This window comes from Agrobacterium vitis (assembly GCF_014926405.1).
GTDB classification, from domain to species: Bacteria; Pseudomonadota; Alphaproteobacteria; order Rhizobiales; family Rhizobiaceae; genus Allorhizobium; species Allorhizobium vitis_H.
This window is the reverse complement of the sequence record NZ_JACXXJ020000004.1, coordinates 565,038-578,934: the sequence shown is the minus strand read 5'-3', so window position 1 is coordinate 578,934 and position 13,897 is coordinate 565,038. Positions and strand designations below refer to the sequence as shown.

The 13,897-nt window shown below is 56.6% G+C and carries 11 protein-coding genes and 1 pseudogene; 2 read left to right on the top strand and 10 right to left on the bottom strand.

Annotation, left to right across the window (positions count from 1 at the left end; translation table 11 throughout):
- Window positions 1–4 precede the first annotated feature (4 nt).
- Both IEI95_RS11060 and IEI95_RS11055 read left to right on the top strand, forming a co-directional pair.
- Window positions 5–1,054 (top strand): aldo/keto reductase, encoded by a 1,050-nt coding sequence (locus IEI95_RS11060; RefSeq protein WP_156532842.1) that lies wholly within the window; start codon window positions 5–7, stop codon window positions 1,052–1,054.
- 68 nt (window positions 1,055–1,122) lie between these two features.
- Window positions 1,123–2,361 (top strand): acyl-CoA dehydrogenase family protein, encoded by a 1,239-nt coding sequence (locus IEI95_RS11055; protein WP_156537525.1) that lies wholly within the window; start codon window positions 1,123–1,125, stop codon window positions 2,359–2,361.
- Window positions 2,362–2,412: 51 nt separating this feature from the next.
- Here IEI95_RS11055 and IEI95_RS11050 read toward each other — a convergent pair whose 3' ends face one another.
- The 10 genes and pseudogenes from IEI95_RS11050 to IEI95_RS11005 all read right to left on the bottom strand — a co-directional run bounded on the left by IEI95_RS11050 (window position 2,413) and on the right by IEI95_RS11005 (window position 13,777).
- The gene (locus IEI95_RS11050) at window positions 2,413–3,273 is read right to left on the bottom strand and encodes an NADPH-dependent oxidoreductase (protein WP_420360066.1); all 861 of its coding nucleotides are present in this window, start codon (window positions 3,271–3,273) and stop codon (window positions 2,413–2,415) included.
- 11 nt (window positions 3,274–3,284) lie between these two features.
- Window positions 3,285–4,982, bottom strand: a complete 1,698-nt coding sequence (locus IEI95_RS11045; protein ID WP_156532846.1) for an ABC transporter ATP-binding protein — start codon at window positions 4,980–4,982, stop codon at window positions 3,285–3,287.
- Window positions 4,979–5,905: an ABC transporter permease gene (locus IEI95_RS11040; protein ID WP_156532848.1), complete on the bottom strand. Its 927-nt coding sequence runs from the start codon at window positions 5,903–5,905 to the stop codon at window positions 4,979–4,981. Before IEI95_RS11040 ends, IEI95_RS11045 begins: the two co-directional genes overlap by 4 nt.
- A gap of 4 nt (window positions 5,906–5,909) precedes the next feature.
- Window positions 5,910–6,890 carry an ABC transporter permease gene (locus tag IEI95_RS11035; protein WP_156532850.1) on the bottom strand — a complete coding sequence of 327 codons (981 nt, stop codon included), beginning with the start codon at window positions 6,888–6,890 and terminating at the stop codon, window positions 5,910–5,912.
- A 106-nt stretch (window positions 6,891–6,996) separates the two neighbouring features.
- Window positions 6,997–8,582, bottom strand: a pseudogene (locus IEI95_RS11030) (ABC transporter substrate-binding protein).
- A 215-nt stretch (window positions 8,583–8,797) separates the two neighbouring features.
- Window positions 8,798–10,129 carry an LLM class flavin-dependent oxidoreductase gene (locus IEI95_RS11025; protein ID WP_156537524.1) on the bottom strand — a complete coding sequence of 444 codons (1,332 nt, stop codon included), beginning with the start codon at window positions 10,127–10,129 and terminating at the stop codon, window positions 8,798–8,800.
- A 42-nt stretch (window positions 10,130–10,171) separates the two neighbouring features.
- Window positions 10,172–10,957, bottom strand: coding sequence for an ABC transporter permease (locus IEI95_RS11020; RefSeq protein WP_156532853.1), 786 nt, complete (start codon window positions 10,955–10,957; stop codon window positions 10,172–10,174).
- A gap of 2 nt (window positions 10,958–10,959) precedes the next feature.
- Window positions 10,960–11,778 carry an ABC transporter permease gene (locus tag IEI95_RS11015; protein ID WP_156532855.1) on the bottom strand — a complete coding sequence of 273 codons (819 nt, stop codon included), beginning with the start codon at window positions 11,776–11,778 and terminating at the stop codon, window positions 10,960–10,962.
- A 22-nt stretch (window positions 11,779–11,800) separates the two neighbouring features.
- Window positions 11,801–12,874 carry an ABC transporter substrate-binding protein gene (locus tag IEI95_RS11010; RefSeq protein ID WP_156532857.1) on the bottom strand — a complete coding sequence of 358 codons (1,074 nt, stop codon included), beginning with the start codon at window positions 12,872–12,874 and terminating at the stop codon, window positions 11,801–11,803.
- 66 nt (window positions 12,875–12,940) lie between these two features.
- Entirely contained in the window at window positions 12,941–13,777 is an 837-nt protein-coding gene (locus IEI95_RS11005; protein WP_156532859.1) for an ABC transporter ATP-binding protein, read from the bottom strand.
- Between the last annotated feature and the right edge of the window lie 120 nt (window positions 13,778–13,897).

Sequence of the window (13,897 nt, the reverse complement as noted above, 5' to 3'; positions counted from 1 at the left end):
GATTATGGTTGACTATCGTTATCTGGGACGCAGTGCGCTGAAAGTATCGCCACTCAGCCTTGGCACGATGATGTTTGGCGGCCCAACGCCGGATGAAGTGGCCTTTCGCATTATCGACAAGGCGCGTGAGCAGGGCATTAATTTCATTGATACGGCAGATGTCTATCACGATGGCAAATCCGAGGAAGTGGTCGGGCGCGGCATCAAGGCAAATCGTGATCACTGGGTTTTGGCGACAAAATTTGTCAATTCCCGCGAAAAAGGCCCCAATCTCGGCGGCCAATCGCGTAAATGGGTGATCGAGACGGTTGAAAATTCGCTGCGCCGCCTAAATACCGATTACATCGACATACTCTATTTTCACCGTGCTGTGTTTGATGCCCCCTTGGAAGAGCCGGTGCGGGCCATTGCCGATCTGATCCGGGCGGGCAAGCTGCGCTACTTTGGCGTGTCGAATTTCCGTGGCTGGCGGATTGCAGAAATTGCCCATCTGGCCGATCAGCTTGGCATTGATCGTCCGATTGCCAGCCAACCGCTGTACAACATCGTCAACCGCACCGCAGAGGCTGAACAGCTTCCCGCCGCCCATCATTACGGGCTTGGTGTTGTATCCTATTCGCCGTTGGCGCGTGGGGTTTTGACGGGCAAATATGAGCCGGGCAAGGCACCCGCTGCCGATACCCGCGCAGGCCGTGGCGACAAGCGCATTCTGGAAACCGAATGGCGGCCTGAATCGGTGGAGATCGCCCGCAAGGTGGCTGCCCACGCGCACGCCAAGGGCATCTCCGCTGCCGATTTCGCCCTCGCTTGGGTGCTGAACAACCGCTACATCACCGCCGCCATTACCGGACCCCGCACCGAGGAACATTGGGATGGCTATATCCGCGCTCTGGATGTGCGGCTGGATGCCGAGGATGAGGCGCTGGTCAACAGTCTGGTCACCGAGGGGCATCCTTCCACACCTGGCTTTAATGATCCAAGCCACCCGGTTGAAGGCCGCGTGCCGCGCCATGCTGATCAGCCGTCGGTGAAGTCGGTTCGCGCTGTTGCGTGATGATGGATGGGATAGCCGGGGTGGAATGCGCACTCCGGCTTCTTGCCCAATTTTGAAGGATGATGACCATGCCCCACAGCGCCGCACAGCCGCTTGTTTCAGATAGCCCTGAGGCCTTCACCCGCGACGGCTTGCTCGCCCGCGCCCGCACTTTGTCCGACACCTTTGCCAAGGATGCAGCCCGCAGCGAGCTGGAACGGGAACTGCCGTTTGAGGCGTTCCGGCTAATCAAAGAGGCACGGCTTGGCACGCTGCGTATTCCCAAGGCCAAGGGTGGACCGGGTGGCTCAATTGTCGATTATATCGAGTTGCTGATGATTTTGGGCGAAGCGGATAGCAATATACCCCACGCCTTGCGCAGCCATTTCAACTTCACCGAAGGGCTGGCGCTTGGCCCAACCGGGCTGGAAGACCGCCGACATCTGGACCATGTGCTGGAGGGAAAACTGTTTGCCGGGGCTAGCACCGAGCAAGGCACCAAACGGCCCGGCGAAATCACCACGGTTCTTAGCCGGGAGGGCGATCATTATCGGCTGAATGGGCGCAAATGGTATGCCACAGGCACCGCCTTTGCCGATTTTGGCTCCTTCAGCGCGGTGGATGAACAGGGAGATCCCACTGGCGTGCTGATCCCGCTGGATCGCAAGGGCATTACCATTCTGGATGACTGGGATGGCATGGGCCAGCGCATGACAGCCAGCGGTGGCGTGCTGCTGGAAAATGTCGAGGTGCTGGCGCATGAAGTATCAGGCCGCAAGCTCACTACCCAGCTTGGTCGCCATTGCGGCGCACTGCGCCAGCTTCATCTGGCGGCATCGGCTGCGGGGGCTGTGCAAGGGGCGGTGAAAGACGGCATTGATTATGTGCTCAACCACGCCCGCACCACCCTGCACAGCACGGCAGAAACCGCAAATGACGATCCCTTTGTGCAAAAAATGCTGGGCGAAATCACTTCGGGTGCTTTTGCAGTTCAAACCTTGATCCGGGAAGCCGCACGCGCACTGGACCGTACGGCAGACACCTTTGCAACGGGCGATGAAGACGCGATTGAAACAGCGCTGATTTCAGCATCTCTCATCACCGCTCAAACACAGATCGTTACCTCGCAACTGGCGCTGTCGGTAGCCACCAATATTTTCGAGCTGGGTGGCGGTTCGGCCACCTCGCGAGGGTTTAATCTTGATCGCCACTGGCGCAATATTCGCACTGTCTACAATCACAATCCGCTCCTGCACAAGGCGCGGGTGGTGGGCGATTATTATCTGAACGGAACCACCACGCATTTGAAAGAAGGCCGGGTGTTCTAAAATGTCATGCCAGTCTGGTGGAGAGCCACCAGACTGGCATTCATTGGGGCTTTACTTTAAGGCAAAACCAAAGCGCCGTAAAATCGCGGTCAATTCAACCCGACCTTTGAGAGCGCTCGCACTTCCAATGCGCTTGGCAATCACGCTGGTCCATCCCGCTTGCGGCATATTCTGGCCTTGCTGGAAGGTTTTTAGCCGCTCATCGTAGCTGGCTAAATCCTGTTCACTCACCGTGCCATATTGCTCCCGAAACAGCACAGCCGATTGTGGCAGGCGCGGCTTCACATCGATTTTAACCGCTGGGTCTGGATAGCCAACCGTGAGGCCAAATACGGCAATGGTTTCAGGCGGCAGGTTCAGCTCCCGCGCCACGTCCTCTGGCCGGTTGCGGATGCCGCCGATATAACACGAGCCAAGGCCGAGCGAGTCAATCGCCGCCACCGCATTCTGGGCGGCAAGGGCGGCATCAATCGCGCCAATCACAAAGCTTTCCAGATAATCCAGCCCGGCACCCTCGCTGTCGTTGCTGCGGGCAATGGTTCGAAGTCGGGCGAGATCGACCAGCCAGACCAGAAACAGCGGCGCAGCATTGATTTGCGGGTTGGGAGCGGCAAATTCTTCCAGACGCGCCTTGCGCTCCGGGTCTTCAACAGCCACCACGCTCCACGCTTGCAGATTGGAGGAGGTGGGAGCCGATTGCGCCGCCGCCACCAGCAGTTCCACCGTGCCTTGCGGCAATGCCTTGGGCAGGTAAGCGCGTGCGGAGCGATGGTTCAGCAGAACATCCAGCGTCTCATTCCAGCTGGGCGGCAAAACGCTTGGCTGCGCGCCATAGCGGGCTGTGATGCGGTCTGCGGCAGAAGCCTGCGGCACATCAGAGGCCGCCGTGAGTGATCCAGAATGCACCGTCATGGTTTTTCCTTTCAATGATCGGATAAGGCGTTGTAACGTGTTTTGGTGTCCGTTGATGGCACGACAATATCATCGATATCGGGGACGGCTGCGATTAACATTCGGGTGTAGTCATGCTGAGGACGTTCGAACACCTCCTCAACCGCGCCTTCCTCCACCAGAACACCGTTTTTCAAAACCCCAACCCGATCCGCCATTTGCCGCACGACAGCCAGATTATGGCTGATCAGCAGATAGGTCAGGCCGAATTCTGCTTGCAGGCTGGCCATCAACTCCAGCACTTGCGCTTGCACAGACACGTCCAGTGCCGAGGTTGGCTCATCACAAACAATGAAGCGCGGGCGGCTGGCAAGGGCGCGGGCAATGGCGATGCGCTGGCGTTGGCCGCCGGAGAACTCATGGGGAAAGCGGCTCCGCGCATCGGGATCAAGCCGCACTTTTTCAAGAAGGTCAGCAACGCGCTGCTCAATCACCCGATTGTCTTTTTCAAGTCCAAGGGTTCTGATCGGTTCGGCAATGATATCATTAACGCGCCAACGGCTGTTGAGGCTGGCATAGGGATCTTGAAAGATCATTTGCACAGCACCTTTCAGGGCTGGAGCTTTATCTACCCCCAACACTGTGCCGCCGATTGTCACCTTGCCCGATTGCGCGCCGAGAAGGCCCACGACAATACGGGCGATGGTGGATTTGCCAGAGCCGGATTCACCCACCAACGCAAAAGTCTGGCTCTCGCCAATCGAAAAACTGACATCATTGACGGCACGAAGACTGCGCTGCCCTCGATTTTTGCCAAAAAACGGCAGGCCACGGCCACCCGGAAGGGCAAAATCGCGGATCAATCCCTCCACCTTAACCAGTTCTCCCTTGGCAGATGCTGCCGGGAGCCGTGTGTTCTTGCGCCGAACCGAGGGAATGGCGGCAATCAACGCTCGGGTGTAATCATTCTTCGGATCGCCAATCACCTCAGCCACTGGCCCGCTTTCCACAATTCTGCCCTTGTGCATCACCACCACACGGTTGGCGATATCCGCCACCACGCCCATATCGTGGGTGATCAGCAGAACGGCAAGCCCGCGCCGCTGGCACAGAGACTTGAGCAACGCAATAATCTGCGCCTGCACGGAAACATCCAATGCGGAGGTCGGCTCGTCGGCAATCAACAGGTCGGGGTCGGCGGCCACGGCCAGCGCAATCACCACCCGTTGGCGCATGCCACCGGAAAACTCATGCGGATAGGCATCCAGCCGCCGTGCTGGCTCATCAATACCCACTTCCCGCAACAGGTCTATCGCCCTGTGCCGCGCGCCCGCTTGATCCAGCGGCAGATGGCGACGGATGGTTTCAATCAGCTGCTGACCAATGGTGTAAAGCGGATTGAGGCTGACCAGCGGGTCTTGAAACACTGTGCCGATCCGCCGTCCGCGCAAGCTTTCCAGCGCCTTATCGCTGAGGTTATCAATCCGCTCACCTTGCAGGTGGATTTCGCCGGAGGAGATGCGTCCGGGCGGATCAATCAGGCCGATGATCGCAGCCCCGGTCATGGATTTGCCAGCCCCGGATTCACCAATCACGCCCAGCACTTCGCCAGGCGCAATGGTTAGTGAGAGGTCATCGACGGCACGGAAGGTGCCGCTAGGGCCGTGGAAATCCACGCTCAGGCTGTTGATGTGCAGAACGGGTGGTGTCTTGCTCAAAGTTAGGCTCATCGGCGATTGTTCCTCAGGCGCGGGTTGAGCGCGTCGCGCAGGCGGTCTCCCAACAGATTGACGGAGAGGGCCAGCAGAACCAGCGTCGCGGCCGGAAAGCCAATGATCCACCATTCCCCGGAAAACAGGAATTGCTGACCAATGCGGATCAACGTGCCCAGCGATGGCCGCGTGGGCGGCACGCCAACACCAAGATAGGACAGGGTTGCCTCTTCAATGACAGCAAGCGCCAGCCCAATGGTGGCAATCACCAGAACCGGTCCCGCAATATTGGGTAGGATATGCGTGAGCAAAATACGGGTGCGGCTGACGCCGATTAATTTTGCCGCTGCAACATAATCCTTGCGTTTTTCCACCAGCACCGCCCCGCGCACGGTGCGGGCAAATTGGGGCCAGTTGGAAAAGCCGATGGCAAAAATCAAAATCCACACGGCGGCTTGTTCCTGCTGTGACGCTGGAATGATGCCGTGGGCGATGCCGAAGATCAGCAGCGCGACAAGAATGGTGGGAAAGGTTAGCTGTGCATCGGCAATGCGCATGATCACGGCATCCACGGCATTGCCTGCGTAACCGCTGATTAGCCCCGCACCAACACCCAAGGCCAGCGATAAAAGCGTGGCGGAAAAGGCAACCAGCAAGGAGACGCGGCTGCCATAGAGAATGGACGAGAGAATATCGCGGCCCTGATTATCGGTACCCAGCCAAAATACCATGCCGCTGAAGGCATTGGCAGCCATGGGCGGTGTCATGCCATCCATCAAATCCAGCGTTGCTGGATTGAACGGATCATAGGGGGCAAGAAGCGGGGCAAACAAAGCAGCCAGCACCAGCACAATGGCCAGGCCACCCGCCAAGATGGTGACCGGGGAAATGCTGCGCCACCTGCGGCGTTTGGAAGAATCGAGAAGGGTTTGGGTGGTCATGGCATCACTCCGTGCCAGTGCGCACAATCCGCAAACGCGGATCGACGGCGTAATAGAGGCCATCAACAATCAGATTGATGAGCACAAACAGAGCTGAGATAAACACCAGATAGGCCGCCATCACCGGCACATCCACCGACTGCACCGAATTGATGAACAGTGAGCCAACACCCGGCCATTGAAACACCGTCTCGGTCACCACGGCAAAGGCGATGACTGAGCCAAATTGCAGACCTGCGACGGTGATGACGGGCACTAGCGTATTTTTCAAAGCATGACCAAAGTGGATGCTGCGGCGTGACAGGCCCCTGGCGCGGGCAAAGCGGATATAATCCTGCCGCAGCACTTCCAGCATTTCGGCCCGGATCAGCCGCATCAGCATGGTCATCTGAAAGAGCGACAGGGTGATGGCAGGCAAGATCAGCGAGCGCCAACCCGAAAGGGTCAAAAGGCCCGTAGTCCACCAGCCTAGCTTGACCGTTTCACCGCGCCCAAAAGACGGCAGCCAGCCAAGCTGCACGGAAAAGACTGCGATCAGGCCAATGCCGATCAAAAACGTGGGCAGCGATACGCCTACCAGCGACAGTGTCATGATCGCATGGGTCAAAACGCCCTTGGGCCGCAAAGCACAATAAACGCCGAAAAGACCGCCAAACAGCAGCGCAATCAGGCTGGATGCGGTGGCAAGCTCCAGTGTGGCGGGCAATCTTTCAAAAATCATCCGGGTCACGGGCTCTTGCTGCTTATAGGACGTGCCGAAATCGCCGCTGATGCCGCGTTTGAGAAAGGTGAGAAATTGGATGGGCACGGGCTGGTCCAAGCCAAGCCGCGCCTTGAGTTCAACCCTTTCATCCAGCCGAGTTTCCTGACTGGTCAGCGATTCCAAGGGATCGCCAACATAGCGGATCACGGCAAAGGCAATCAGCGCCACCGCCAGCATGACGCCTATGGATTGAAAAAACCGTCTGAGAATAAAACCTGCCATGCATCCCTATCCAATCATACAGCGCCGCGCGTTTGAGAAACCGCTCGGCGCTGTTAATTCACTCTATCGCAAGGCCATCCCGCCGCATCGGGCGGGGTGACGCGGGTTAACTGCCTGTGGTGAAGCGGTTAAACCGGGGTGTGTTGTTGGTTGGAATTTCAAGACCAAAGCCGTCGCGCACAGCCCAGGCAATGATCTGATTGTGCAGCGGCAGATAAAGATTCTGGTCCTTCACATAGGTCCAAAGCTCAGAGATGGTTTTATCCCGCTTGGCGACATCTACTTCTGTTCCCAGAGATTCGATTTTCGCATCAATGGCGGCATCCGAGAAATAGGTGGCATTCCACGCCCCATAGTGATCATTGGCGAATGGATCAGGTCGTTGAAATTATAGGCGCTATCATAGGTCGGAACACCCCAGCCGTAGAGGAAGAAATCGGACTTCCGGTCTGCCAGCAGTGGTGAATGCTGGGTGAAGGGCCGCGACGCCAGCGTGACCTTCACGCCAATGCGACCCAGAAAACCGACAACGGCTTGCGAAATCGCCTCGTCATTGACATAGCGGTTGTTGGGCGTGTCCAGCGTGATGGTGAAGCCGTCCGGATAGCCAGCTTCTGTCAGCAGCGCTTTTGCTTTGGCGATGTCGGGCTTGGAATAAGTATCCAGCGCCGGGGTCCAGCCATGCACGAAGGGGGGAACAATAATGCCGGTTGGCACGGAATTGCCGCGCAGCACCACGGTTTTCAGGGCTTCGCGGTCAATCGCCAGATCAAAGGCTTCGCGCACGCGCAGGTCGCTCAACGGGTTCTTGTCCTTGGCATTCGACGATGCAAGAGGGGCCTTGTCCAAGCGATAGCCTAAGAAGATCGATCGATTTTCCGGGGCAGTCAGCAGTTTGACGCCGGATGTTTTCTTCAGGCGCTCAATATCTTGCACAGGCACATCCTGCACAAAATCCACTTCGCCAGAGAGTAACGCAGCAATGCGGGTGGCGTTGTCAGCAATCGGTGTGTAGACGATTTCCGTAACACCCTGATTTTTCTCACCCCAATAGGCCGGGTTGGCTTCTAGTACGGTGCGGACACCCACTTCACGGGATTTCAGAATATAGGGTCCGCTGCCGTTGGCGTTGCGTACAGCAAAGTTGTCTTTGGAGGCTGCGGCATCCTGCACCTCCACCGCATTGTTCTTTTCAGCCCAGCTTTTGCTGAGAATATCGGTGCCTGTCAGGTTGTTGGGATAGATCAGGTTGGGCGCGCGCAGCGTCACCTCAACCTTGTCATCGCCAGCTGCTTTTACATCCACCACATCGGCATGCAATTGCCGCAGCTTGGATTTGTCCGAGCGGGCGCGGTTGATGGAAAACACCACATCCTCTGCGGTCAGGGCGGAACCGTCATGAAACTTGACGCTCTTGCGGATGGTAAACACCCAGGTTGCCGGTGCGCCATCCTTGACCTTCCATTCGGTCGCAAGCCGTGGCTCCAGCGCCCCCTTTGCATCGCGGGTCACCAGCGTGTCATAGATCTGGTCCAGCAATGCACCCGTGACGCCATCATTTTGCGCATTTGGGTCCAGTGTCAGTGCGTCCGACGCGCGCGCCCAGCGAAGGGTGGCTGCATCTGCCGTTGTTGCCAACAGGGAAAGGCCGAGAAATGCGGCAGCAAGGCCCGCAATATGCGATTTGATCATCAATAACTCCATCAGGGTGAGGGACAGTGCAGGGATGCCATGTCCCGTGAAAGCCAAGAGGTTAATTGATGATAAAATATATAGTTTATGTGTATTTATAAGGTTGTTTTGTGCTTTCCTGTCACGGTTTAGGAATTGATCCTGCTCTGTCTCGGCTTGGTTGTGTTATTCCATTCTCGAAAACGCAATTGCCGACCGTTGTTCAGAACAGTCGATCATGCGCCTGAGAAAAACCGGTTTTCCGGCCGGGGCAGGCCGAGATTGTCACGCAGGGTTACACCTTGATAATCCTTGCGGAAAAGCCCCTGACGTTGCAGCTCAGGCACCAGTTTTTCCACCACGTCATCCAGCCCCTGCGGCAAATAGGGGAAGACCACATTGAAGCCATCCGAGCCATGTTCCTGCAACCACTCGGCCATGTCTTCAGCGACACTTGCGGCGGTGCCGACAAAGGCAAGACCGGCGTAACCACCATAGCGCTGGGCAAGTTGGCGCACGCTCAAACCTTCTTCGCGGGCCAGTTTGAGCACCTGTTCGCGGCTGGATTTGCTGGCATTGGTGTCTGGAATCTCTGGCAGCGGCTGATCGGGGTCGAGCCCGGAAACATCATGCCCAAGCGAAATCGACAGCGAGGCGATCGCACTATCGTAATGCACAAGACTGTCCAGCTTCTGCCGTTTTGCACGGGCTTCTTCCACGCTGTCACCGATGATGATGAAGGCGGCAGGCAGAATTTTCAGATGATCGGGATTGCGACCAATCTTGCCCATCCGGCCTTTGATGTCGGCGTAGAGCGCCTTGCCGGCGGCCAGATCGCGCGGCGCGCAAAACACCACTTCGGCGGTTTCTGCGGCAAGCTGACGCCCAGGCTCCGATTGACCGGCCTGGACAATCACCGGCCATCCCTGCGGGGGGCGGGCAATGTTCAGTGGTCCACGCACGGAGAGTTCAGCGCCCTTGTGGTCGAGCACATGCATTTTATCAGGGTCAAAAAACTGACCGCTCTCGACATCACGGGTGAAGGCGTCATCTGCAAAACTGTCCCAAAGGCCGGTGACAACATCATAGAATTCTCGCGCCCGTTCATAGCGTTCGCCGTGTTCGACATGGGCATCGCGACCAAAATTCAAGGCAGAATCGGGGTTGGCGGTGGTGACAATGTTCCATCCTGCCCGGCCACCGCTGATATGATCAAGCGAGGCAAAGCGGCGGGCAAGGTGGTAAGGCTCTTCAAATGTGCTGGAGGCTGTCGCCACAAGACCAATATGACTGGTGAGAGCGGCTAAAGCGGATAACAGCGTGAAAGGCTCAAACGAGGTGACGGTGTGGCTGCGTTTGAGCGCCTCCACCGGCATGTTGAGCACAGCCAGATGATCAGCCATGAAAAACGCATCGAATTTTGCCGCTTCAAGCTTTTGCGCAAAAGACACGATATGGCTAAAATTGAAATTGGCATCGGGAAAGGCTCCCGGATAGCGCCAAGCACCCGTGTGGAGGCTGACCGGACGCATGAACGCACCCAGATGCAATTGTTTCTGTGTTGTCATATCAGCACGTCTCCGGAAAATGCCATTCGCAGCATGATGGTGTCAGTTGACCCGCCAACGCAACAGATGTGTTTCAAGGGCAGAGGCGAGACGATTGAATATAAAGCCAACCAGCCCCAGAATGATGACGCCGACCATCACCAGCGACATATCAAAACGTTCGCGTCCGGCAATCACCAATCCGCCAATGCCGGGCCCAACGGCCAGAAAATACTCCGCACCCACCGTGGCCAGCCAGGAATAAATCAGGCCAAGGTGAACGCCAGTGGCAATCATCGGCAAGGCGGAGGGCAGGTAAATGGTGGTAATCCGCTGGCGTGGCGATAACCGCAGCGCACGCCCAACCTCGATCAAATCACGCGGCACCTGACGGATGCCGTCAAATGTATTGAGAGCAATGGGGATAAAGGCCGCCAGCGCAACAAAGACGATTTTTGCCTGTTCGCCAAAGCCGAACCAGATGGAAATCAGCGGAATCCACGCCAGCAGAGAAATCTGTTTCAGCCCGTTGAAGGTTGGCATCACCAGCCGTTCGCCAAGTTTTGTCAGAGCCACAAGCGTGCCAAAGCTGATACCCAGCACGGCACCAATGCCAAAACCCGAGAGATTGCGCAGCAGGCTGGCACCGAGTTCTCCCACAAGGCCGTTGTCCAGAATCTCGCGCTTTGCCGTGTGCGCCACCTCTTCTAGACTGGGCAGAAAACGCGGATCGACCAGATGGGCGCGGCTGGAAACCTCCCAGATCAGCAGCAAAAGCAAAGGCAGAACTAAACCACGCCGAACACGGGTCCAGTTCACGGCAGAATGGGAGGAGGAAATATGGGCCATGATCACGCCTCCTCCTGCTTCCAGCGTTGCAGCAAGGTTTCGGTGCGCCTCAGGCCTCGATCCATGATAAAACCAACCAACCCGATCACCACCATGGCCACAATCACCGTATCCAGCCAGAACATTTGCCGACCCCAGACCAGCAAATAGCCAAGCCCTTCGGATGATGCCAGCAGTTCAACCCCCACCAGAGAGGTCCATCCATTGGTCAGGCCATAGCGAATGCCGGTGAAAATGGTTGGTGCGGCAGCGGGCAGCACAATTAGCCGCAGTTCCTGCCAGGGGCTGAAGCGAAAACTGCGGCCAACCTCACGATATTTCACAGAAACATTGCGGATGCCGGAAAATGTATTGAGCGTCACAGGCACAAACGCGCCCTTGGCGATGATGATAATTTTCAGCGTTTCTTCAATGCCCACCAGCAGCATCAGCAGGGGAATCCAGCCCAGCGTTGGGATTTGCGCAAGCGCCAGAAACAGCGGCTTGATATAATCCTCGGCACGGGGGGATAGGCCCATCAGCACGCCAAGCGACAGGCCAAGACTGGCCCCGATGGTAAAGCCAATGACGACGCGCCGCAGGCTGACGCCAGTGTGATAAAGCAATTCGCCATCGCCAATCAGATTGCTGGCTGTTTCATAGACATAGCGGGGTGCGGGTAAAATTTGTTCTGGCAGCCACCCCTGAACAGAGGTTAGCCACCAGAGCAACAGGAGGGCGAGTGGCAGCACCAGTGCCAGCAAGAGCGATGTGGCACTCTTTGGAATTCTGATCTGTCTTGTTCCCGTGTGGGGAACCAGAAGTTCTGCAACTTTCGCCATTGTTCGCGTCTCCGTTCAATGGTCAGGAAGCGTTCGGCTTGCCATCAGCACCATAGGCTTGCCAGAAGGTTTTCAGGCCAAGGCGTTCAAACGAGTTGTTGAGATATTTCGGCTCAAACCAGCCATTCAGATCGACATCGCGGCGGATCAAGCCAAATTCTTTGCTTTTAGCCGCCTGCTCCTTGTATTGCGAAATCAGCAGTTCATCGAGCAGTGGCGCGTTGCGATAGGCCAAAGTGTCATTGCTGAAATAGTCTTCAAGGATAGGCACGGGCGTGCCGGATTTGTGCCACAGCTCAAAAAGGGCTGTGCGGTTTGGCTCATCCGACGACCATTTGGCGGCTTTCACAAAGGCATCCACCACCTTCTGGGTGATCTCGGGATGGGCATCGATAAAGGCTTCGCGTGCCACAATGCCGGCGTTGCGGCCAAAGCGCGGATCATCGCCCTTGGTGGTGTAAACAATCTCGGCAGAACCATTGGCGGCCAGATTGATCAAGGCCGTATCACCAAAGGCAGCATCGATATCTTTGCTGGTCAGGGCAGCAACCGTGCCTGCGCTATCCAGATTGTTCACCTGCACATCGCGCTCTTTCAGTCCATGGGCTTCCAGAATCTTGACGGCAGCAAGATGGCCATTGGTGCCGCGTTGATAAGCGACTTTTTTGCCTTTCAGCTCTTCAACCGTTTTGATCCCCGATCCTTTGGCAACAGCCAGGTACAGCGGCTTTCTAGCGCCACTTGCCAGCAAAAATTTGGTTTTCAGACCATTGGCGCGGCCAATAATGGCAGGCAAATCGCCCTGATAGGCAAAATCCAGCTGGTTGTTGGCAAAGCCTTCATTCACAGCTGGTCCCGCACCCTTGAAAAACGTCCATTCGATCTTGACGTTCGGATCATTGGCGAATTCTTTTTCGAGATATTCGCCAGCGCGGGCTGTGGCCGCCGATGTTCCCTCGGCAAAGGGACGATTATCGACACCGATGGCCGCGTAGCCCACATGGATCACCAGAGGGTCTGCCGCCTGCAAAGGGCCGGATACAAGCGCCAGCAGACCAAGGCTGGTTGCGATACGCAAAAGAAAGGCAGATTTCATCAATAACTCCGTTCATGTCAGGCTGCCTACATCGCGTATTTCGGCGGTAAGGGCAGCCAATTGATATTATCCGTGGGAAAAGGCGGGTTGCGCCAAAGTGTTTTCGCGGGCGGGGAGGGGTCTTGGACCGCTTGACTGCCTCACCTCATCACTTCCATGCAAACTTTGCAGCACGCGGTCGCGGGCGGCGACAATTTCTGCGGAGGTGCGTCTGCGCGGGCGCTCAATCTCAACCGGGATGATGTCGCGGATACGGCCGGGCCGTGCCGACATCACCACCACACGATCGCCAAGATAAACCGCTTCTTCCACATCATGGGTCACAAGCACCATGGTGATGCGTTCTCGCGCCCAGATCTCCTGCAATTCATCCTGAAGCCGGGTTTTGGTCAGGGCATCCAATGCACCAAACGGCTCATCCAGAAACAGGATATTGGGCCGATTGACGAGACCACGGGCAATACCCGCCCGCTGCGCCATACCGCCGGAAAGTTGGTGGGGATAGGCTTTGGCAAACCCCGTCAGCCCAACCAGTTCCAGATGGTCCCTCACCAATTGCTGACGCGTGGCCTTGGGCAGACCGCTATTTTCCACGCCGACAGCCACGTTGCGCTCTACCGAGAGCCATGGAAACAGGCGCGGCTCCTGAAACACGATACCCCGCTCGAGGCTTGGCTCATTGACCACCTTTCCCGCATGGGTGATGGTGCCAGAGCTTGCGATATCCAACCCAGCAGCAATCCTCAGCAGGGTGGATTTTCCACAACCGCTGGCCCCGACAATGGTGACAAATTCACCCTCAGTGATGTCGAGATTAATGCTATCCAATGCATTCAACACCTTGCCATTGATATCGAACGACCGGCTGATATCTCTTATTGTCAGGTGCGCGCCTGCGGTCATGGATGGAATATCTCCCTCGTTTGGAGGGAGTTTAATTATATTCTATAAAATCCATAGGTAATATATTCTAATTATCGAACAGTTGTCGGATTTTCGTTTTTACCGAAAATCCGACATTGG